This window comes from Nonomuraea cypriaca (assembly GCF_015645445.1).
Classification (GTDB): domain Bacteria; phylum Actinomycetota; class Actinomycetes; order Streptosporangiales; family Streptosporangiaceae; genus Nonomuraea; species Nonomuraea cypriaca.
Genome location: NZ_JADOGI010000132.1, coordinates 1 through 20,070, shown reverse-complemented (window position 1 = coordinate 20,070; position 20,070 = coordinate 1). Strand labels below are relative to the sequence as shown.

The window sequence follows — 20,070 nt, the reverse complement described above, 5'->3', positions numbered from 1 at the left end:
AAGACCCAAAAAGGACTGGCATTCTTTACAGCATGGTGAGCGTCGCGGAGATTACCCATGTGGACCACTCCGCCCCTGGCCGGGCAGCCCGTGCTCTCTCCTTCCTGCGCCGGCATCGGGTGTTCGCCGCGGCCTTCGGCGTCGGCGCCGTGCTGCGGCTCATCACCATGCTCGGCTACGGCCCCGCCATGTGGTTCAACGACTCCTACGAGTACGTCTCCGTGGCGTTGCACCCCAGGCCCCACCCGATCAGACCGGACGGCTACAGCTTCTGGCTGATGTTGCTGCAGCCGTTCCACAGTTTCACGCTGGTGATCCTCACCCAGCACCTGATGGGGCTGGCCACGGCCGCGTTGATCTACGCGTTGCTGCGCAGGAAGTTCGCGTTGCCGAAGTGGGGCGCCACGCTGGCCGCGGCGCCGGTGCTGTTCGACGCCTACCAGATCCAGCTGGAGCAGCTGGTGATGTCGGACACCATGTTCACGCTGCTGGTGGTGGGCGTGATCACGCTGGTGCTGTGGAAACGGCGGCTGTCGTGGCAGGCGGGCGCGGTCATCGGCCTGCTGCTGGCGCTGACGTGGCTGACCCGCTCGATCGGGCTGCCGATCCTCGCGCTGGTGGTGCTCTACCTGCTGGTCAAGCGGACGGGCTGGCGGCCGATCGTGGCGGTGGTGGTCACCTGCGCGGTGCCGGTGATGGCGTACATGGGCTGGTTCGCCGCCGCGAACGGGAAGTTCGCGATGACCAACAGCGACGGCCTGATCCTCTACATGCGCACGGCGATCTTCGCCGACTGCGACAAGATGAACATCGACAAGTACCGCGAGGTCCAACTCCTGCTCCTGTGCATCAACGACCCGGTCGAGCAGCGCAAGGACTACGCACAGTGGTATCTGTGGGGCCAGGGCAACGGCGACGGCACGGGCACCGGTGAGGTGCTGCACCGGTGGGGCACCAACAAGAAGTTCAGCGAGATCACCAACGAGGCCGCCAGCGCGTTCGCGACGCGGGCGATCCTGTCGCAGCCCGGCGACTATCTGGGCGTGGTCGCGCGTGACTTCTTCCGGTCGTTCCACTGGGCGCGGCCGCGCTTCCCTGACGAGTCGACGTACAACATGTACCAGTTCAAGCCCTACTACGAGATCGACGAGAACGGGCAGCCGAAGCGGCTGCCGAAGTGGTCGTCCTACCAGGGCGGCAGGACCGACACCGACGCGTTCAGCTACGAGCAGGGGCCGCCGGAGACGCGGATCGTGCATCCGTGGGCGGACATCATGAGCGCCTACCAGAAGGTGTTCTATCTGCGCGGCATCATGCTCGGCGGCATCCTGCTGGTCGGCCTGTACGGCGTGGTCGTCCGGTGGCGCAAGTTCGGCGGTCCCGTGGTGCTGCCGTGGCTGGGCTCGGTCGGGCTGCTGCTGGCCCCGGCGGCGACGGCGGAGTTCGACTACCGCTACGTCCTGCCGGCCGTCCCGCTGGCCTGCATCGCGGCGGCGATCACGCTGCGCCGCCGCGTCACTTCGGGGCGGCGGTCATCCAAGAGCGCATCAGCATCCGAGCCCACCACTCTGCCTGCGTGATCGTCTCGGCGGTCAGCACCGGGGCGAGCCACCAGAAGTTGATCAGCACGACGAGTGCGAGCGCCCCCACCGCCGCGGCCCCGGTCGCCCGCCTGGCCGGGGCGGCGTTCTCCCTGCCGAGGGCGAGCCCCGCCATGAGCACGAGCGCCAGCACCATGAACGGCACCACGGGGATCATGTAGAACAGGTACATCGTCCGGTTGTCGTGGACGGCGTAGTAGAACCACGGCAGCCAGCCGGCCGCGACGGCCAGCAGCGTCGCCCCGGCCCGCCAGTCGCGGGTGGCGACGTACCAGGCGATGAGGCCGACCAGGGCGAGCACGGCGGCGTACCACAGGGCGGGGGTGCCGACCCCGAGGACGGCCTGCGAGCACTTGTCGGCCCCGCACGCCGACGGGGGCAGGTCCGACGGGTAGTGGAACAACACGGGCCGGATCAGCAGCGGCCACTCCCAGGGCTCCGACATGTTCTGGTGGTACTCGTGCAGCCCGCTGTGGTAGCCGAGCACCTGCATCTGGTAGTGCACCCACGACCGCACCGAGTCGACCACGAAGAACAACGGGCTGCCCGGCGAGGTGGCCCGCCCCCAGTTACGCCCCCAGCCGCCGGCGCTCGCGAACCACCCGCTCCAGGACGCGGTGAACGTCGCGGCGGGCACGAGCGCCATCGCCGCCAGCCCACCTGGCACGTCGTACGCCAGCGCCCCCCGGTACGGCTCCCGCAGCCCCACCGCCCGCCTGGCCCCCGCGTCCCACACCAGGCTCATGACCGCGAACGCGATCAGGAAGAAGATCCCCGACCACTTCACCGCGCACGCGGCGCCCAGGCACGCACCCGCGGCGAGCCGCCACGGTCTGAGCCCCAGCCGCGGCCCGTACGGCGACATCGGGGACGTCTCGTACCAGGACACCAGCCGCCCCCGCGCCCAGTCCCGGTCGGCCACCAGGCACGCGAACCCGGCCAGCACCCAGAACATCAGGAAGATGTCCAGCAGCGCGGTACGCGACAGCACCAGGTGCAGCCCGTCGAGCGCCAGCAGCAGCCCGCCCAGGCAGCCCAGCAGCGTGGAACGCGTCATCCGGCGCGCCACCCTGGCCATGATCAGGATGGACAGCGTGCCGACCACGGCCGCCGCGAACCGCCAGCCGAACGGGTTCATGCCGAACAGCCACTCGCCCACGCCGATCATCCACTTGCCGAGCGGCGGATGGGCCACGAACGACGCGCAGTCGGCGGCTTCCTGGCACCGCCGGAAGATGTCCAGGTCGCCCGCCATGATCCGCCGATCGGAGATGGGGTTCTCGGCGTCCCCCAGCATGGTGCGCTCCACGCCGTACGTGATGAGGGAGTAAGCGTCCTTCATGTAGTACGTCTCGTCGAAGACGATCGCCCTGGGCTCCCCGAGCCGGACGAAGCGCAGGATGCCGCCGAAGAGTGCGACCAGGAGCGGTCCGGCCCAGCCCAGCAGGGCGGTTCCCTGGATCGGTGGGACCAGCCGCTGAGCTAAAACCCCCCAATTTCTCACCATGCGCACCCTATGGCGTGGTGGATCTCCTGTGAACCAGGTCATACAGCTCTCGTTTGGGGATCCCGGCCCCCTTGGCCACGTCGGCGATGGCGAGCTTGCGCTGCTCGCCCTCGGCGACCCTGCGGTCCACCTCCGCCACCAGCTTGTCGAGGTCCTGCTCCCCCTCGCCGGCCACGTGGCCCGCGACCACGACTGTGATCTCGCCCTTGACGCCCGCGGCCGCCCACCCGGCCAGCTCGCCGAGGCCGCCCCTGCGCACCTCCTCGTACGTCTTGGTCAGCTCGCGGCACACCGCGGCCCGCCGGTCGGGACCGAACGCCTGCGCCATCGCCTCCAGGGAGGTGGCCAGCCGGTGCGGCGCCTCGAAGAAGACCATCGTGCGCTCCTCGCCGGCCAGGGCGGCCAGGCGGCGGACCCGGTCGCCGGGCTTGCGCGGCGGGAACCCCTCGAAGCAGAAGCGGTCACTTGCCAGCCCGGACACGGCCAGCGCGGTGGTGACGGCGCTCGGTCCTGGCAACGCGGTCACCGTGATGCCCTCCTCGACCGCGAGCCTGGTCAGGCGGTAGCCGGGGTCGGAGACGCCCGGCATGCCCGCGTCCGTGATGACCACGACCGTGCGGCCCTGTTTGAGCGTCTCGACGAGCTCCTGGGCCCGTACCGCTTCGTTCTGGTCGTAGTAGGACACCACCCGGCCCATGATCTCCACGCCGAGGTCGGCCGCGAGCCTGCGCAGCCGCCTGGTGTCCTCCGCGGCCACCACGTCGGCGCTCCCCAGCACCTCGCGCAGTCGCGGCGACACGTCGCCCGCCTGCCCTATGGGCGCCCCTGCCAGCACCAACCTGCCGTTCACAGTCACCTGACCATTGTGGCAGGGCATCCCAATTGGGCGGTGTTTCTTGGGTACGCACCGGCTTGGGGCCCGTACGATGTCCGAATGGCGGTGACCGATTCCCCGTACCAGGCCTACGAGAGCTCGGAGGTCGGCGAGAGCCAGCCCAAGACGATGTCTGTACGCGATCGGGTCATACCTCCCATGCGCGGGAGCGTCATGTGGGGATGGATCGGCCCGCTGCTGATCACGCTGTTCGGCGGCATCCTGCGCTTCATCGGTCTCGGGCATCCCAGCTCGGTGGTGTTCGACGAGACGTACTACATGAAGGACGCGTACTCGCTGATCACCTGGGGTGTCGAGCGGGTGACGATCAAGGACGCGGACAAGGCGATCGTCGCCGGCAACACCGACATCTGGCAGTCGTGCACCGCCGAGACGCTCGACAAGTGCGCCTCCTACGTGGTGCACCCGCCGCTGGGCAAGTGGATGATCGGCGTGGGCGAGTGGCTGTTCGGGCTCAACCCGTTCGGCTGGCGTGTCGCGGCGGCGGTGATCGGCACGTTGTCGATCCTCATCCTGGCCAGGGTGGCGCGCCGGATGACCCGCTCGACGCTGCTCGGCTGCTTCGCCGGGCTGCTGCTGGCGCTGGACGGCCTGCACTTCGTGTTGTCGCGCACGGCGCTGCTGGACATCTTCCTGATGTTCTGGGTGCTGGCCGCGTTCGCGTGCCTGGTGGTCGACAGGGATCGGGCGCGGGAGCGGCTGGTGTCCTGGTACGAGACGTCGCCGATATCGTCGCACGGGCCGTGGCTGGGGCTCAGGCCGTGGCGGATCGCGGCCGGGGTGTGCCTGGCGATGTCGATGTCGGTCAAGTGGTCGGGGCTGGCGTTCGCGGTCGCGTTCGGGATCATGTCGCTGCTGTGGGACTTCGGGGCGCGCCGTGCCGTGGGGCTGCGCCATCCGTACGTGGGGGCGTTCAACAAGGACGTGCCGCACGGGATCCTGGCGTTCGCGATCGTGCCGTTCGTGGCGTACATGGCCACCTGGACGGGCTGGTTCGTGACCGCCACCGGCTACGGGCGCAACTGGGACCGGGCCACCTCACCGGGCAATCCGTTCTTCTTCGTCATCGACTCGATGCGGTCGTGGATCCAGTACCAGTGGCAGGTCTTCACCTTCCACAGCGGCCTGGAGACCTCACATCCCTACATGTCAGAGCCGTGGCAGTGGCCGCTGCTGCTGCGTCCCGTCGCCTTCTACTACGAGGGCAGGCAGGACGTGTGCGGCGTCAAGGACTGCTCCGAGGCGGTGCTCGGCGTGGGCACGCCGGTGATCTGGTTCGGCGCGGTGGCCGCGCTGGTCGCCCTGATCGCGTGGTACGTCTCCACCCGCGACTGGCGGGCCGGGGCCGTGCTGCTGGCGTACGCGATGGGCTGGCTGCCGTGGTTCTACTTCGCCCTCGCGGACAACCGCACGATGTTCCTCTTCTACGCCATCCCGATGGTGCCGTTCATGGTGCTCGCCATCACCCTGTGCGCCGGCCTGCTGATAGGGCCTGCCACCCCCTCGGCCACCCCCTCGGCCACGGGGGGCATGCCCCTACGGCGTACGATCGGAGCCGCTGTCGTCGGTGCGTTCGCGCTGCTGGCACTGATCAACTTCTGGTGGCTGCATCCGGTTCTGTCCGGCGAGTTGCTGCCGTACACCGAGTGGAAGGCACGGATGCTCTTTGAAAAGCGGTGGATCTGACCCGGCTTACTGTCCGTTTTAGATTGCTTTCTTAGGGTAGTCGCTGTGCAAGACCCAATACGCACCGGATTCGGTCATCGTCAGGCCTGGGGTCGATACGGCAAACTTCGAGGCATGAGTGCACCGGATGTCACCGCCCTTCTCGCCGAGTTGGAGCGATCTCAGCCGGACCTGGCAGAAGAGGCCAGGACCGCCGTCCAATGGTTGACGGGTGGGGAGCCGTTGGAGACGGTGACCCAGCTCGACGTCTGCGAGTTCCTCTGGTACACGTTGCCGCTCAAGGTGGGCGGCGACCACGAGCGCCTGGCCCGCTCCCTGGGGCGGCTGCTCCAGCTGGGCGGGATGTCGCGCTACGCGGCGCTGTGCGTCTCCCCCACGACCCTGCAGATCCTGCGTACGTACGCCAGGGAAGGCGAGGACGCGGGCACCAGCGCCTACCAGCAGGCGCTGGAGGCCACGGGGGTGCTCCCGCCCGACGTGCCCGAGCTGCAGTGGAGCATGATCATGGGGCCGGAGGAGCTGGGCGCGCACATCGCCTGCTCGGCGGCGCTCGAGCTGGCGATCGTCTCCGGTGACACCGTCGACCGCGCCGCCCTGACCCGCCGCTGGCTCACCGAGCCGAGGTCCGACCTGGGCGGCGACACCTGGATCAACCGGGTGCACGGCGAGCGGCTCAACCGCTGGGTGCTGGGGCGCGGGCCGGCCAGGCGGGAGCTGGCGCAGCCGTTCGAGGTGCGCCTGCACGCTCCCGTGGCCCCGCAACCCCTGCCCGCCCTGCACCGGCTGCTCGCCCTGGCCGCCTCGGAGGAGAGCCTGCCGCTGCGGCTGGCGCCCTCCCCCGAGGCTTTGAGGCTGCGCGAGCTGGCCGAGCGGGAGCTGGGCGCGATCAGCCGCGACGGCGCCAAGCTGGCCATCACCGCCTACGGCAGGCGGCTGCTCAACTCGCCCGAGGCCATGTGGTCGGCGGTCACCCGGCTGCTGCTGGCCAAGGGTGAGCACGAGTTCGAGGTGTCGGCGCGCGAGGCCGCGCTCATGCTGCTCGCCGACGGCACGCTGATGTCGCCGGCCAAGCTGCTCGAACAGGTCGCGGAGGTGGTCGGAGGCGAGGGCTGGCATCCCACCACGGGCCTGGAGGACGTCGCCGCGCCCGTGGCCGACCTGGTCGCCCAGCTCACGGCGCTGGGGCTGGCGTTCAGCGACGAACTGGTCGTGCGGATGGACCGGGCCGGTCACCTCGCGGCTCTGGCGGCCCTGCGCGCCCACGCGCTGCGTCCCAGGAAGTACGTCAGCTCCGGCTGAGCTCCCCGCGCATGGCCCTCGGGAGCTGTCCGAATACGGCGGGTAGTTATGATTGCCCGAGGAGCTCTACGCCGGAGGGGGCCGTCATGGAGCTGTTCCCGGCCATGCCACTCGCTGAGTGGTCCGAGACCAAGGAAACCTTTCACCGGTTCGCCCAGATCGTCGGGAAGATCCGGCTGACGTCGAGCAACCGGCGCAATCACTGGTGGCAGGTGCCCTTCCATCCGACGGGGCGCGGGCTGACCACACGGCCGATGGGCGGGCTGGGCGAGCAGCCGCTGTTCTGCGTCGAGTTCGACCTCGTACGCCACCGCCTGGTAGTGGACGTGCTCGACGGGCGCAGCGCGGAGTTCAGCCTGATCGGGCGGTCGGTGTCGTCGTTCCACGAGCGGCTGTTCGACACGCTTGCCGGGCTGGGGATCCGGCCGGAGATCTGGGCGGTGCCGTTCGACCTGGGGGACGAGACGCCGTTCGCCGAGGACACCCTGCACGCGCGCTACGACCCGGTGCTGATCAACCGGTATTGGCGGATCCTGGCCCAGGTCGCGCAGCTCCTCGACCGCTTCGCCGCGGACTTCGCCGGGAAGACCAGCCCGGTGCACCACTTCTGGCACACGTTCGACATCGCCGTGACCCGGTTCACCGGGCGTGTGGTGCGGGTCTCGCCGGACACCGACCCGGTCACGCGGGAGGCGTACAGCTGGGAGGTCATCAGCTCGGGGTTCTGGTTCGGGGACAGCGAGCGGCCGTGGCCGGCGTTCTACTCCTACACCGCGCCTGAGCCCGAGGGGCTGGAGCGGGAGCCGCTGCACCCGGAGCAGGCCGAGTGGATCGCTGCGCGGGGCAGCCACCTTGCGATCCTGCGCTACGACGACGTCCGGGCGATGGGGGATCCGGTCATGGCCGTGCTGGAGTTCCTGGACAGCGCTTACCAGGCGGGGGCCAGGCTGACGCACGTGGACACGGAGGCGTTGAGCAGTCCTGGGGGCGTCACGGATCCGTACTACGGCAAGGTCTAGACAACGAGAGCGCCCGCCCTCCGGAGAGGACGGGCGCTCCACGCGTGCGTACCGGTGTGCAGGTCGCCTCTCGGCGATGCGCACAACGCGGCTCCAGCCGAACGGTAGTCCGCGAAGGCAATAGTTGAGGCCCGGGGACACTGGACACACCGACCACGAGTTATGTAACCACACCTGACCCCCGGACATTCCCATCTCCGCCCGGTGATTTTCAACGGCTCTCCCGTGATGTCGCCGTCGGCGGGCGAGCCGAGGAACACGATCACGGCGAGTCAGGGGAGGCTCTGAGCCGGGCCGCTCGTGCGCGCAGGTAGCGCTGCTGCGGAAAGCTGGTCGTGAGCCCGGCCGCCTCCTCGTACGACGCGCACGCGGCCGCGTGGTCGCCGGCCATCTCCAGCAGGTGGGCGCGGACCGCGTGCAGGCGGTGGTCGCCGGCGACGCGCTCGTCCGACTGGAGGCGTTCCAGCCGGTCGAGCCCCGCCCGTGGGCCTCGGGACATGGCCACGGCGACGGTGTGGTTGAGCGCCACCATGGGGTTGTCGGCGATCCGCATCAGCAGCTCGTACAGTGCCGTGATCTGCGCCCAGTCGGTCTCCTCCGCGCTCGGCGCCTCGTCGTGCACCGCCGCGATCGCCGCCTGCAACTGGTACGGCCCCAGCGCGCCACGCGAGAGCGCGCCGGTGACGAGCTCGACGCCCTCGGCGATCTGGGCGGCGTTCCAGAGACCGCGATCCTGCTCGGCCATCGGGATCAGGGCGCCGTCCCGGCCGGTACGGGCCGGTCGCCGCGCGTCGGTGAGCAGCATGAGCGCGAGCAGGCCGGTCACCTCGGCGTCGCCGGGCAGCAGCCGGTGCACGATGCGGGCCAGCCTGATCGCCTCGGCCGCCAGCTCCGCCCGCTGCAACTCCGGCCCCGACGTGCTGGCGTACCCCTCGTTGAAGATCAGGTAGAGCACGTGCAGCACCGCGCCGAGCCGCTCGGCCCGCTCGGGCCCGCTCGGCAGGCGGAACGGCAGGCCGCTGTCCCTGATGCGGTGCTTGGCGCGGGTGATGCGGCGGGTCATGGTCCCTTCCGGCACGAGGAACGCGCGGGAGATCTCCGCCGTGGTCAGGCCGCCGACCGCGCGCAGGGTGAGCGCGATCTGCGCGGCCGGCGACAACGACGGATGGCAGCACATGAACAGCAGCACGAGCGTGTCGTCCCCTATGTCGTCAGCTCGGGCCACCGGCTGGTCGGCGGGCGGTGCCAGCCAGTCGTCCGGCAGCCGCCGCGCCGCCACGGCGTCCTCCCTGCGCCGCCGCGCCTGCTCGCTGCGCAGCAGGTCGGTCAGCCGCCGCGCGGCCACCGTGACCAGCCAGGCGCGCGGCTCATCGGGTACGCCCTCCTTCGGCCACTGCGTGGCGGCCGCCAGCAACGCCTCCTGTACGGCGTCCTCGGCGATGGCGAAATGCCCGTAACGCCGTACGAGCGCACCGAGGACCCGCGGCGCCAGCTCACGCAGCAGGTCCTCGGTCTCGTCCGCACCCGGCACTCAGAACCCCATGTCCGCCGAGGAGTCGATGACGGGCCTGATGTCGGCATAGGCGTCGGGGTAGCCCTCACCGGGGTACGGGCACTGCCCCAGCCGGGCGCCGATCTCGGTGGCCCGGTCGAAGCTCTCGCAGTCGACGATCCAGTAACCGGCCAGGACCTCCTGGGTCTCCGCGTACGGCCCGTCGGTCACCACAGGCACGCCGTCCTTGGAGCCCAGCCGCCTGGTGTGCACGGGAGCCGCCAGAGCGCGGGTCTCGACCAGCTCGCCCGACTCCTCCAGCTCCTGGTTGACCGTGGTCATGAACTCGACCATCGCCGCCACGTCCGCCTCGCTCCAGCTCGCCTGGCCGCCGGAGTCCTTGCCCGACATGACGTCGTAGTCGCGCTGGGAGGCGTACGACAGGATCATGTACTTCATCGGTGAGTCCTCTCTTCGGTGTCTCTCACCTGGGACGTCGGAGCCGGGGCGGCGCACCGGACACCCTTCCCGGATTTTTCTTCCCGGGAGGACCCGGGGTCCGGTCCGCCGGCCGGCGTGCGGCACCATCGTAGGCGTGCCATACGCAACCACCCAGGACGGCGTCAAGCTGGCCTACCAGGTCCGCGGCGGCGGGCGGCCTCTCGTGCTCCTGCAGGGGCAGGCCAACGACCACCGCTGGTGGGACTCCGTACGCGAGGACTTCGACGGTCATCTCACGATCACGCTGGACTACCGCGGCACGGGCGGCAGCGACAAACCCGACGAGCCGTACACCACCCGCGGTTTCGCCACCGACGTCGTGGCCGTGCTGGACGAGCTGGACGTGCCGCGGGCGCACGTCTATGGCACGTCGATGGGCGGGCGGGTGGCCCAGTGGCTGGCGATCGACCACCCTGGACGGGTCGAGGCGCTGGTGCTCGGCTGCACCTCGCCGGGCGGCGCCCACGGGATCGAGCGGAGCAACGACGTACGCAGGTCGCTGGTCCAGCCGGACCGGGAGGCGGCCGGGCGGGCGCTGCTCGAACTCATGTACACCCCCGCCTGGCTGGCCACCCACCCCGGGCCGTACCACACGGTCGGCGACCCCGCCATGCCCGCGTACGCCCGCCGCCGCCACCTGGCCGCCAGCGCCGGGCACGACTCCTGGGACGCGCTGCCCCGCATCACCGCGCCCACGCTGGTCGTGCACGGGAGCGACGACGTGTTCAACCCGGCCGCCAACGCCCCGCTGTTGGCCGAGCGCATCCCCGCGGCGGAGCTGCGGCTGATCGAGGGGGCGCGGCACGCGTACTTCGAGGAGTTCAGCGACGTGGCGAGCCCGCTCGTGCTGGACTTCCTGACCCGGGCCGGCGGGTGAGGCTCAGAGCCACAGCCGCGCCAGCGCCGGGAGGCTGACGGCCGACAGGTGCGGCGCGCTCATCACCCTCGGGTACGCCGTGCCGCGCCGGTCCAGCCACGCCCCCGACAGGCCCGCGCGCTGGGCGCCGTCGATGTCCCACGGGTGCACCGCCACCAGCGCCGCCTGGTCCGGCCGTACGCCGGCGCGCTCGACGGCGTACGCGTAGGCGGCGCGGGCCGGCTTCCACGCTCGGGGACCGCTCACGTCCAGGGTGGCCTCGACCAGGTCGAGCAGCCCTTCGCGGCGCAGGATGTCCTCGGTCATGGCCGCCGCGCCGTTGGTCATGGTGAACAGGCGGATGCCGCCCTCGCGCAGCAACCGCATGCCCTCGGGCACGTCGGGATGCACCCCCAGCTCGGTGAACGCGCTCAGCACGTGCCCGATCGCCTTCTCGTTCAGGCCGAGCCCCCTGAGGACGTCCGCGCCGATCTCGCCGAAGCCCGCGTAGCCGCCTCCGATCGTGAGCGCGAGCCCGTCCCGCAGCACGCTCACGAACCAGGTCCGCATCAGCTCGCCGGGCAGGCCCACCTCCTCGAAGGTGGTCCGCAACGGCTCCATGTCCGTGAGCGTCTCGTTCACGTCGAAGATCACTACCTGTGGCCTCGTGGTCATGGCCTCATCCTCGGCTCCGGCGTACGCCGATCGCCACCGACACGCCCTCGCACCGGCCCCCGACCGGAAATCGATTGGACGGGCGCGTCCGGTCTTGCTACGTTGCCCGGGTGTCCAGCCCCGAAGCGTCAAGACGCTAGCCACCGCTCGTCCGGTGGCTCCTTCGCGTCGTCGCCCGCGCCTTCTCTGAGCGTCCGCGACCGCCATCGGGATGTCGTGTTCGAGCTGGACCATGCCTCGGCGACGCCGGCAGGTCCCACCGCGCGGCAGGACCCCTCCTTCGGCCTGCCCGCTTCCTTGTCGATTCACAGTCGCGGGATTTCTCATGCCTTTCGCTGTTTACCTGCTCGGACTGGCGGTCTTCGCCCAGGGGACGTCCGAGTTCATGCTGTCCGGGCTGGTGCCCGGCATCGCGCGCGACCTGCACGTGTCCATCTCCGCCGCGGGTCTGCTGACCTCGGCGTTCGCCGTGGGGATGGTGGCCGGGGCGCCGCTCATGGCCGCGTTCAGCCTGCGCTGGTCCAGGCGGCGCGCGCTGCTGACGTTCCTGCTCGTGTTCCTGGCCGTCCACGTCGTCGGCGCGGTCACCACCGACTACGCCGTGCTGCTGGCCACCCGCGTCGTCGCGGCGCTGGCCAACGCCGGGTTCCTGGCCGTGGCCATGGCGACCGCCATCGGCATGGTCCGTCCTGACGCCAAGGGCCGCGCCACCTCCGTGCTGCTCGGCGGGGTCACCATGGCGTGCGTCGCCGGCGTGCCCGCCGGGGCGCTGCTGGGCGAGATGTGGGGGTGGCGCGCGGCGTTCTGGGCGGTGGCCGTCGCCCTGGTCCCCGCCGTCGTCGCGGTCATGAGGTCGGTCCCGGCCGGCACCGCCACGGACTCCGGTACGAGCGTCCGCCAGGAGTCGCGCGTGCTGCGCCGACCCCGTCTGCTGGTGATCCTGCTCCTCGGGGCCCTGGTGAACGGGGCCACCTTCTGCGCGTTCACGTACCTCGTGCCGCTGCTCACGGGCGTCACCGGCATCGGGGTGGGCTGGATGCCCGTCATGCTGGCGTTGTTCGGGCTCGGCTCGTTCGCGGGAGTGACCCTCAGCGGGCGGATCGCCGACGCGCGGCCCGTCCGGCTCCTCATGATCGGCGGAGCGGCCCTGCCGGTCGGCTGGGCGCTCTTCGCCTGGACGGCCGGGCATCCGGTGGCGGCCGTCGCCCTGGTGTTCGTGCAGGGGACGCTGTCGTTCGCCGTCGGTGCCACGTTGATCTCGCAGGTGCTCTACGCGGCCACCGGCGCTCCGACGCTGGGCGGGGCGTTCGCGACGGCGGCGCTCAACGTGGGCGCCGCGGCCGGGCCGTGGCTCGGCGGGGTCGCGATCGACGCCGGGCTCGGCTTCCGCTCGCCGCTGTGGGTGAGCGCCCTGCTGGCGACCGCGGCGCTGGTCATCGGACTGGCCGGCTGGGCTCGCTGGCGTGACCCCGCGGCGGCGCGCCCGCTCAGCGGGCCGCGAAGGAGTCCAGCGCGGAGACGATCTCGTCGCTGAACGTGTCGCTGCCGGTGTGCCCGGAGTCCTCCACGACGACCAGCCTGGCGTCCGGCCACGCCTGGGCCAGTTGCCAGGGCGTGTCGAGCGGGCCGCCGAGGTCCAGCCGGCCGTGGATGAGCACGCCGGGGATGCCGGCCAGCTTCCCTGCCTCCCGCAGCAGCACGCCCTCCTCCAGCCAGGCGCCGTTCGAGAAGTAGTGTGCGCAGATCCTGGTGAACGCCAGCAGGGCGTCGGCAGGCCGGTCGCTGTACGCGTTCGGCTTGCCGTTGGGCTCCAGGGAGATCACCGCGTCCTCGTAGGCGGTCCAGTCGTGGGCCGCCTTCACCCGCACCTCGGGGTCGGGGTCGGCCATGAGCCGTGAGTACGCCGCGATGATCCCGAAGAGGTCGCCGTCGCGGTCGGCCTGTGGCACGCCCTGTTTGAACCGCTCCCACTCCTCCGGGAAGAACCGCCCGACGCCCCGGTAGAGCCAGTCGATCTCGTAGCGGCGCGTGGTGGTGACGCCGCCGATGACCATCTCAGAGACCCGTTCCTGATGGGTCTCGGCGTAGGCCAGCATCAGCGTCGAACCCCAGGAGCCGCCGTGCAGCAGCCACCTGTCGATGCCGAGGCGCTCACGCAGTCGTTCCATGTCGGCGATGAGGTGCTGCGTGGTGTTCCTGCTCAGGTCGGTCGCGGGGTCACTGGCGTGCGGGCGGCTGCGGCCGCAGTTGCGCTGGTCGAACAGGACGATCCGGTAGCGCTCCGGGTCGAACGGACGGCGTGCGCCCGGCCTGCAGCCGGATCCAGGGCCTCCGTGCACGACCAGCGCGGGCTTGCCGTCCGGGTTGCCGCAGACCTCCCAGTAGATGTCGTTGCCGTCGCCGGTGTCGAGCATGCCGTGCTCGTACGGCTCGATCGCGGGATACAAGGGCCGGGCTCCTCCCAAGAATGTAACAGCGCTGGTATATTAGCGCTCACTCGAGCGACTGGAGCTCACGAACAAGCACGCGAGCAGTGTGCGCATGTCCAGTCCTCTCACGGTGGTCGCCCGCGGGCGACCACCGCCGCGGTTCACCAGATGACGATCACGCCACCTTCGAGGACGACGCCGTCCAGGTGTCGCACGAACCCGGATCGCCGGCGGCGAAGCCGCGCTTGGCCCAGGACCTGATGGTGGCCGTCTTGCCGAGTTCGCGCTTGTCCCCCGGTCCGTCGCCTTCGATGACGCTGAGGTAGTGGTTCCAGTCCTTGGCGGTCCTGCCCTTCATCGGCCAGACGCTCTTCAGGAAAGCGTCGCCGAGGCATTCGGCCTGCAGGCTCTCACGTCTCCCCTGCTCGTACAATTCGGATTTATTCCGATAGGGGATGGCATCGTAGGCATCGGTAATTCCGACGAGGTTCTGTACGTGATAGCCGTACATGGAGGCGGCCGTGTTGAACAGGAACAGGTCGTACGGGTCCTTGAGCCAGCTCTTGCCGAGCTGGACGGCCAGTGTGCGACTGCCGGGGCAGTACCAGGCCTGCGAATCATCCTTTCCCGTGGTGAAGCCGCAGTACTTCGTGGGAATCCTGTCATAGTGCCGGACCTTGATCGGCTCGTACGGCAGGCCGGCGCCGGTGAGGTGCTGTTTCCAGGTGGTTTCCAGGCAGGCGACGACCGCGTCGAGATAGGCGCGGGCCCGCTTGCGGTCGTTGCGCTTGACCGACGGCTCTTCGCAGGTCGTGGTGGGCAGTCGACCGGCCGCATAGAGGGCGTTATCGATTAGCTTGGGGTGTTTGACGGGATATGCGGTAGCCGTACCCGTTAAAGGCACCATGAGGGCGCCCGCAAGCGTTGCTGTCCAGAGAAGTTTCACAGCCGTGACAATAGGGCCCGGCTTGTGTGCCGACAAGTCGGCTTCGGCGTACCCGGTAAAGAGGGCTAGATCTAACTATGAAGTACGTGAAACACCACTAAGGGTAATCATCACTGCGGACACTTACTGAATGACCATCCGCAGGGGGCATCATGTTCAAGCATCCCATTACCGTCATCGCCGCCGTATTCACCGCGACTTCCGCCGGACTGCTGACGGCCGCCTGGCCGGCGGGCGCCGACGACAGTTCCGTCAGCGCGCCAACGTGCGGCTACAACGACTACTTCAGCTTCGACATGTCACCGCCGCCGCCCCTGACCGGCAACATCGACGCCGACATCGTGGCGGACCTCATCGAAGAGGCCACCCGCGACACCGTGTCGACGGCCGCCGTCCCGTCGCCGGCCCCATCACCGACCACATCGCCCGCCCCGAGCGGCAGTGCTCCGGTCACGGAGGGGTTCGCCGAGCGGTGGTTCGAAGCGCTCACCCAGGAGATACGGGCGTGCTCCGATGCCACCACGAGTGCCGGCGCCGCGACGGCGACCCCCACCCTTCCCGCCGACGCCACCGACATCACCGACATCACCGACATCACCGACATCACCGACGCCGTCGACGTCACCGACACCACCGACGTCGTCCGGTTGCTCGAGACGATCACCGCGGGCAGGCCGGTCTGCGTACGGGCCGAAGGGTCGCCGCTCGACGACATGGGGGCCGGGCAGCTGCTGGCCCCGCTCCTGGTCGGCACGGCGTGCGTCTCGGTGAACCAGGGCCCGGCGGCCACGCCGCTCATCGAGGCCTTGAACGTCACGAACCTGATCGAGAGGATCCTCGACTGACCGGGTGACAAATGTCACCGGCAACCCGGGTGAAACTCACGAACACTAGCTGAGACCCGGCACTGCCGGACAATGCCCTCGTACCTGCACAGTAAGCCTCGTGAACACGAGTGCGATCGAGGTGCGAAACCTGCACCAGAGGTACGACGACTTCGAGGCGGTCCGCGGCATAGCCTTCGAGGTCGGCCGCGGTGAACTGTACGCCCTCCTCGGCACCAACGGAGCAGGCAAGACGACGACGCTCGACGTGCTTGAGGGCTACCACGCCCCGACCGAGGGCCAGGTGCGCGTACTCGGCCACGACCCCTTCGCCCAGCGGGCCGAGGTACGCCACCGGATGGGCATCGTGCTCCAGGAGGCCGGCTTCTACAAGGACCTCACCGTCGCCGAGACCGTCGACGCCTGGCGCCGCTGGACCCCGCGGGCCATGGAGCGGGGCGCGGCGCTGGAGCGGGTGGGGCTCGCGCACCGCGAGCGCGTACGCGTGGGCGGGCTCTCCGGAGGTGAGAAGCGGCGGCTCGACCTGGCGCTGGCCGTGCTGGGACGTCCCGAGGTGCTGTTCCTCGACGAGCCGACCACTGGCCTGGACCCGGAGGCGCGGCGCAACGTGTGGTCGCTGATCAGGGGCATGGTCGAGGAGGGCACCACGGTCCTGCTCACCACCCATTACCTGGACGAGGCCCAGCATCTCGCGCACCGCCTGGCGATCATGCACGAGGGCCGGATCGTCACCGAGGGCACGCTCGCCGACGTGCTCGGCGAGCGGGGCACCCGCATCACGTTCCGGCTGGCCGCCGTACAGCCCGGCGACCTCCCGTACGACGTCGGCCAGGATCGGCGCACGATCAGGCTGGACGGCGACGCGTACACCGTCGAGACCCGCGGGCCCGGCCTCCGGCGGCACCGTGGGCGGTGTGCCGGCGTCGGTGTTCGGCGCGGTGGGGGCGCTGGCGGTGGTCTTTCCGTTCTCGTACATGACGATCAGCGCGAGCATCGTCGTGCGGCGGGAGGAGCGCGTCTACAAGCGGCTGCGCGGCAGCGCGCTGCCCACCAGCGCTCTCTTCGCGGGTGACGTGGTGCACGCCACCCTGATCGGGGCCGTGCAGGGCGCGCTCATCCTGGCGTACGCGATGGCGGTCACGGGGGCACCGCTACCGCGTAACATCCCGCTGATGCTGGTGGCGTTCCTGCTCGGGGCCGCCGTGTTCGCGGCGCTGGCGATCGGGACCGCAGGGCTCATCCCCAACTACGAGGTGGCGCAGCTCGTGGCGCTGCCGGTGTTGTTCGGCAGCCTGCTGGGCGCGGGGATGATGTTCCCGCTGTCGGTCCTGCCCGACTGGGGGCAGCGGGTCGCCGAGCTGCTGCCGCTGACCCCGATCGTGACCATGATGCGCACCGCGTACCTGGGCCGCGACTTCGGCCACGACGCCGCGCCGGTGGTCGGCTTCCTCGAGGGTTTCCAGGTGTCCGCCACGGGGCTCGGGATCGGGCTGCTCTGGATCGGCGTCGGCCTGTGGTCCGCCAGGAAGTACTTCCGGTGGGATCCGCGCCGCTCATGACGCCCGCGTCGTCGTGGCGGCGACCCTGGCCGACGGGATGACCTGGGATCTCGGCTTCGAGCCGACCTACACCCGCCTCCGCTGAGCCGAAGCCGGAGGCGGGTGGGGTCGCGGTCAGCAGGTCAGGTTGCCGCCGGGAGTGGTCCCGAGGATCTGGACGAACCGCTGGTAGCTGGCGATCCGGCTCTGTACCTGGCCCGGATTGCCGCCGTTGCACTCCAGGCCGCCGTTGATGCTGCGGATGGTCTCACCGAATCCGGCGCCGTTGACCATGGCGTTGTGCGGGGTCATGGTGCCGGGGCCGGTCTGGGTGTTCCAGTACCACAGGCCGGTCTTCCAGGCGATCGCCGCGTCGTTCTGCACGAGGTTGGGGTTGCGCAGCAGGTCGATGCCGAGCGCGTCACCGGCCGCCTTGTAGTTGTAGTTCCAGCTCAGCTGGATCGGGCCGCGACCGTAGTAGGCGGCCTGCCCGGCGGGGCACCCGTACGGGCGGCTCGGCTCGCAGTAGTGCGGGTAGTTCGCGGTGTTCTGCTCGACGATGTGGACGAGACCGCCGGTCTCGTGGCCGACGTTCGCCAGGAACGCCGCCGCTTCCTGCTTCCTGACCGTGTCGCTGCCCGTCTTCGCGAACCCCGGGTACGCGCTGAGCGCGGCGGTCAGGCCGTTGTAGGTGTAGAACGAGTTCCGGTTCGGGAACATCTGGTTGAACTGCGCCTGGCTGACCACGAACCCACCGGTGGTGGGCGGGGGCGTCGTCGAACCGCCGCCGCAGGTGTACGGCTCCCAGTACCACGTGCTGATCGTCGGGTCGTAGCCCGGGTTGTCGTGTTCGGCCCGGTAGAGCTTGCCGTCGGAGAACCTGACGATGGAGCCGGCGGCGTAGAACGTACCGGCCTGCCAGTTCGGGTGGTCGCAGTCCGGCGTCGTGCCGCCGCCGTCGCTTCCGCCGCAGGTCCCGTTGTCGGTCCAGACCTCGGGGCCGCCCGGCCGCTCGTTCTGGGTCCACCACCTGGCCGTCCAGTTGTGACCGTTGTACGAGACCGTCGCGCCACCGGTGTAGACGGCCGTGGAGTTCCACGCCCCGGCGCAGGCGGCGGCCGACGCACTCGCCATCGGTAACACCATGGCCAGTGCACCCACCACGGCAGCCGCCACGAGAGCGGCCAGAGTACGTTGCCGGGTCACCCGATCACCCCTCACTTTTATAGGAAAGTTTCCTAAGAGTTGACTCGAACCCTAGCCGCCGGTCGGCACCTCGGCAAGGCCCGCCTTTTCTGTCGAACCCCGTGCCAGACGGGCGTATCTTTCTGCGCATGCCTGACGACATCTTCGAGCACCCGCGGCTGGCCGCGGTCTACGACGCCCTCGACCCCGACCGCGGCGACCTGGACGTCTACCTCGCCATCGCCGGCGAACTCGGCGCGCGTGACGTGCTGGACGTGGGTTGCGGGACGGGCACGTTCGCGTTGCTCCTGGCCGATCGCGGCATCGAGGTGACCGGGGTCGAGCCGGCCAAGGGTTCGCTCGATGTCGCGCGGGCCAAGCCGGGCAGCGAGCGCGTGCGCTGGATCCTCGGTGACGCGACGACCCTGCCCCCGATGCGGGCCGACCTCGCGACCATGACGGCGAACGTGGCTCAGGCGATCATCGACCCGGGAGACTGGGACGGCACGTTGCGCGGGATCCATGCGGCGTTGCGGCCCGGCGGGCATCTCGTGTTCGAGACCCGTGATCCGGCGCGCCGCGCCTGGCGGGAGTGGAACCGCTCGGGGTCGTACAAGCCGGCCAGGATCGAGGGGGTCGGGGCGGTCGAGAACTGGGTCGAGTTGATCGACGTGGACGGGCCGCTGGTGACGTTCAGGGGGACGTGGGTGTTCGGCGCGGACGGGGAGGTCCTGACGTCCTACTCGACGCTTCGTTTCCGCGAGCGGGACGAGGTCGAGGCGGCGCTGGTCGCGCACGGATACTCCGTGGACGAGGTCCGCGACGCGCCGGACCGGCCGGGCCGGGAATTCGTGTTCTTCGCGCGGCGAACGGCGGAGTGAACACGCGGGGCTTTCGCGTCACTCGTGAAGCAGGATGGCGTACGTGTGAAGCGCCAAGAACAGCCCGATGACCCAGATGAGCAGCCGGTGGGAAACGCGCGGCATCGCCATCCGGGCGGCGAGCGGAAACGCGATGACTCCGCTGTAGAGGATGAGGGTGAGGGAGACGCCGAAGCGCCGGGTGAACAGCGCTTCGCCGAGCGACCAGAGCGCCGACAGGAAAAAGGCGGCCAGCATGGCGACGGGCCAGGCCGGACGTACGCGCAGCAGATAGAGCAACGGCCAGGCGAGTAAGGCCGCGACCCAGCGCCCGATCTCCCACGCCTGAAAGAGATAGCCGAAACATCCGAAATGCCCGCACCGTTCGGGAAAGAGGTTGACCATCAGCCACAGCCACACCCACGCCAGGAGACCGATGGGAAGAATGATGCCGACCAGACCGGCCAGCACGATTCTTCTGCCCGGCTCCTCCACCGCGAGCGGCGGGTGGAGCGGCGATTCGATCATGCGCGCATGATGACACGCGGAATGAATGCGTGTCGCGTACGCATTCGATATGACGCGATTAGAGGCTCGAGCCGCCGCGGACTAGTACTACATGCCTAGATCGCGTTCAGCGATCGTCCGGTTTCTCAGCGTGAGATGGCTGGGGTGTGTGACCGTATCGTCATGCCCCAGCCTCAGGAATACGCAGGCGCGGTGACAGCCGCGGATC

General features: G+C 69.8%; 19 protein-coding genes. 10 read left to right on the top strand and 9 right to left on the bottom strand.

Annotated features, from left to right (window positions below; translation table 11 throughout):
- The first annotated feature begins 32 nt into the window (after positions 1-32).
- Complete coding sequence (locus ITP53_RS34455; protein ID WP_207756804.1) at positions 33-1,580, top strand: hypothetical protein; 1,548 nt, start codon at positions 33-35, stop codon at positions 1,578-1,580.
- On the opposite strand, the gene ITP53_RS34450 is transcribed toward ITP53_RS34455, so the two are convergent.
- Positions 1,516-3,108 carry a dolichyl-phosphate-mannose--protein mannosyltransferase gene (locus tag ITP53_RS34450; protein ID WP_236051479.1) on the bottom strand — a complete coding sequence of 531 codons (1,593 nt, stop codon included), beginning with the start codon at positions 3,106-3,108 and terminating at the stop codon, positions 1,516-1,518. The genes ITP53_RS34455 and ITP53_RS34450 overlap by 65 nt on opposite strands.
- Before the next feature lie 7 nt (positions 3,109-3,115).
- Entirely contained in the window at positions 3,116-3,985 is an 870-nt protein-coding gene (gene rsmI / locus ITP53_RS34445; RefSeq protein ID WP_195899643.1) for a 16S rRNA (cytidine(1402)-2'-O)-methyltransferase, read from the bottom strand.
- A gap of 57 nt (positions 3,986-4,042) precedes the next feature.
- Between rsmI and ITP53_RS34440 the strand changes: the two genes are divergently transcribed.
- The 3 genes from ITP53_RS34440 (at position 4,043) to ITP53_RS34430 (ending at position 8,007) form a co-directional block, all read left to right on the top strand.
- Entirely contained in the window at positions 4,043-5,689 is a 1,647-nt protein-coding gene (locus tag ITP53_RS34440) for a dolichyl-phosphate-mannose--protein mannosyltransferase (protein ID WP_195899642.1), read from the top strand.
- Positions 5,690-5,803: 114 nt separating this feature from the next.
- A complete protein-coding gene (locus tag ITP53_RS34435; RefSeq protein WP_195899641.1) occupies positions 5,804-6,988 on the top strand; it encodes a hypothetical protein in 1,185 nt (394 codons plus the stop codon).
- Between the two features lie 86 nt (positions 6,989-7,074).
- Positions 7,075-8,007, top strand: a complete 933-nt coding sequence (locus tag ITP53_RS34430; RefSeq protein WP_195899640.1) for a DUF5996 family protein — start codon at positions 7,075-7,077, stop codon at positions 8,005-8,007.
- 262 nt (positions 8,008-8,269) lie between these two features.
- On the opposite strand, the gene ITP53_RS34425 is transcribed toward ITP53_RS34430, so the two are convergent.
- Both ITP53_RS34425 and ITP53_RS34420 read right to left on the bottom strand, forming a co-directional pair.
- Complete coding sequence (locus tag ITP53_RS34425) at positions 8,270-9,538, bottom strand: RNA polymerase sigma factor (protein ID WP_195899639.1); 1,269 nt, start codon at positions 9,536-9,538, stop codon at positions 8,270-8,272.
- Positions 9,539-9,958 carry a YciI family protein gene (locus ITP53_RS34420; protein ID WP_195899638.1) on the bottom strand — a complete coding sequence of 140 codons (420 nt, stop codon included), beginning with the start codon at positions 9,956-9,958 and terminating at the stop codon, positions 9,539-9,541. It abuts the gene before it with no gap.
- Positions 9,959-10,094: 136 nt separating this feature from the next.
- On the opposite strand from ITP53_RS34420, the gene ITP53_RS34415 reads away from it, so the two are divergent.
- Positions 10,095-10,877: an alpha/beta fold hydrolase gene (locus ITP53_RS34415; RefSeq protein WP_195899637.1), complete on the top strand. Its 783-nt coding sequence runs from the start codon at positions 10,095-10,097 to the stop codon at positions 10,875-10,877.
- A 3-nt stretch (positions 10,878-10,880) separates the two neighbouring features.
- On the opposite strand, the gene ITP53_RS34410 is transcribed toward ITP53_RS34415, so the two are convergent.
- Positions 10,881-11,531, bottom strand: coding sequence for a haloacid dehalogenase type II (locus ITP53_RS34410; RefSeq protein WP_195899636.1), 651 nt, complete (start codon positions 11,529-11,531; stop codon positions 10,881-10,883).
- 325 nt (positions 11,532-11,856) lie between these two features.
- On the opposite strand from ITP53_RS34410, the gene ITP53_RS34405 reads away from it, so the two are divergent.
- Entirely contained in the window at positions 11,857-13,065 is a 1,209-nt protein-coding gene (locus ITP53_RS34405; RefSeq protein WP_195899635.1) for a Cmx/CmrA family chloramphenicol efflux MFS transporter, read from the top strand.
- Here the strand turns inward: ITP53_RS34405 and pip are convergent.
- Both pip and ITP53_RS34395 read right to left on the bottom strand, forming a co-directional pair.
- A complete protein-coding gene (pip, locus tag ITP53_RS34400; protein ID WP_195899634.1) occupies positions 13,019-13,978 on the bottom strand; it encodes a prolyl aminopeptidase in 960 nt (319 codons plus the stop codon). The two genes, ITP53_RS34405 and pip, sit on opposite strands and share 47 nt — an antisense overlap.
- Before the next feature lie 157 nt (positions 13,979-14,135).
- On the bottom strand, positions 14,136-14,906 hold the full coding sequence (locus tag ITP53_RS34395) for a neutral zinc metallopeptidase (RefSeq protein ID WP_195899633.1): 771 nt from the start codon (positions 14,904-14,906) through the stop codon (positions 14,136-14,138).
- A gap of 152 nt (positions 14,907-15,058) precedes the next feature.
- Here ITP53_RS34395 and ITP53_RS34390 point away from each other — a divergent pair, with 152 nt between their 5' ends.
- The 3 genes from ITP53_RS34390 (at position 15,059) to ITP53_RS34380 (ending at position 17,310) form a co-directional block, all read left to right on the top strand.
- On the top strand, positions 15,059-15,751 hold the full coding sequence (locus ITP53_RS34390) for a hypothetical protein (protein WP_195899632.1): 693 nt from the start codon (positions 15,059-15,061) through the stop codon (positions 15,749-15,751).
- A 100-nt stretch (positions 15,752-15,851) separates the two neighbouring features.
- Positions 15,852-16,823: an ABC transporter ATP-binding protein gene (locus ITP53_RS34385; protein ID WP_328816684.1), complete on the top strand. Its 972-nt coding sequence runs from the start codon at positions 15,852-15,854 to the stop codon at positions 16,821-16,823.
- Positions 16,726-17,310, top strand: a complete 585-nt coding sequence (locus ITP53_RS34380) for an ABC transporter permease (protein WP_236051478.1) — start codon at positions 16,726-16,728, stop codon at positions 17,308-17,310. Before ITP53_RS34385 ends, ITP53_RS34380 begins: the two co-directional genes overlap by 98 nt.
- A gap of 114 nt (positions 17,311-17,424) precedes the next feature.
- On the opposite strand, the gene ITP53_RS34375 is transcribed toward ITP53_RS34380, so the two are convergent.
- A complete protein-coding gene (locus ITP53_RS34375) occupies positions 17,425-18,423 on the bottom strand; it encodes a glycoside hydrolase family 19 protein (protein ID WP_207756801.1) in 999 nt (332 codons plus the stop codon).
- 200 nt (positions 18,424-18,623) lie between these two features.
- Here ITP53_RS34375 and ITP53_RS34370 point away from each other — a divergent pair, with 200 nt between their 5' ends.
- Positions 18,624-19,355: a class I SAM-dependent methyltransferase gene (locus ITP53_RS34370; RefSeq protein ID WP_195899629.1), complete on the top strand. Its 732-nt coding sequence runs from the start codon at positions 18,624-18,626 to the stop codon at positions 19,353-19,355.
- An 18-nt stretch (positions 19,356-19,373) separates the two neighbouring features.
- On the opposite strand, the gene ITP53_RS34365 is transcribed toward ITP53_RS34370, so the two are convergent.
- The gene (locus ITP53_RS34365) at positions 19,374-19,862 is read right to left on the bottom strand and encodes a hypothetical protein (protein ID WP_195899628.1); all 489 of its coding nucleotides are present in this window, start codon (positions 19,860-19,862) and stop codon (positions 19,374-19,376) included.
- Between the last annotated feature and the right edge of the window lie 208 nt (positions 19,863-20,070).

What these genes read in the sequence shown, in the direction of transcription:
- ITP53_RS34440 (WP_195899642.1), top strand. Translation starts at nt 4,043, where the DNA reads ATGGCGGTGACCGATTCCCCGTACCAGGCCTACGAGAGCTCGGAGGTC.
- ITP53_RS34435 (WP_195899641.1), top strand. Translation starts at nt 5,804, where the DNA reads ATGAGTGCACCGGATGTCACCGCCCTTCTCGCCGAGTTGGAGCGATCT.
- ITP53_RS34370 (WP_195899629.1), top strand. Translation starts at nt 18,624, where the DNA reads ATGCCTGACGACATCTTCGAGCACCCGCGGCTGGCCGCGGTCTACGAC.
- ITP53_RS34420 (WP_195899638.1), bottom strand. Translation starts at nt 9,958, where the DNA reads ATGAAGTACATGATCCTGTCGTACGCCTCCCAGCGCGACTACGACGTC.
- ITP53_RS34380 (WP_236051478.1), top strand. Translation starts at nt 16,726, where the DNA reads ATGACGATCAGCGCGAGCATCGTCGTGCGGCGGGAGGAGCGCGTCTAC.
- ITP53_RS34365 (WP_195899628.1), bottom strand. Translation starts at nt 19,862, where the DNA reads ATGATCGAATCGCCGCTCCACCCGCCGCTCGCGGTGGAGGAGCCGGGC.
- ITP53_RS34450 (WP_236051479.1), bottom strand. Translation starts at nt 3,108, where the DNA reads ATGGTGAGAAATTGGGGGGTTTTAGCTCAGCGGCTGGTCCCACCGATC.
- rsmI (WP_195899643.1), bottom strand. Translation starts at nt 3,985, where the DNA reads ATGCCCTGCCACAATGGTCAGGTGACTGTGAACGGCAGGTTGGTGCTG.
- ITP53_RS34390 (WP_195899632.1), top strand. Translation starts at nt 15,059, where the DNA reads ATGTTCAAGCATCCCATTACCGTCATCGCCGCCGTATTCACCGCGACT.
- ITP53_RS34405 (WP_195899635.1), top strand. Translation starts at nt 11,857, where the DNA reads ATGCCTTTCGCTGTTTACCTGCTCGGACTGGCGGTCTTCGCCCAGGGG.
- ITP53_RS34430 (WP_195899640.1), top strand. Translation starts at nt 7,075, where the DNA reads ATGGAGCTGTTCCCGGCCATGCCACTCGCTGAGTGGTCCGAGACCAAG.
- ITP53_RS34375 (WP_207756801.1), bottom strand. Translation starts at nt 18,423, where the DNA reads ATGGCGAGTGCGTCGGCCGCCGCCTGCGCCGGGGCGTGGAACTCCACG.
- ITP53_RS34410 (WP_195899636.1), bottom strand. Translation starts at nt 11,531, where the DNA reads ATGACCACGAGGCCACAGGTAGTGATCTTCGACGTGAACGAGACGCTC.
- ITP53_RS34455 (WP_207756804.1), top strand. Translation starts at nt 33, where the DNA reads ATGGTGAGCGTCGCGGAGATTACCCATGTGGACCACTCCGCCCCTGGC.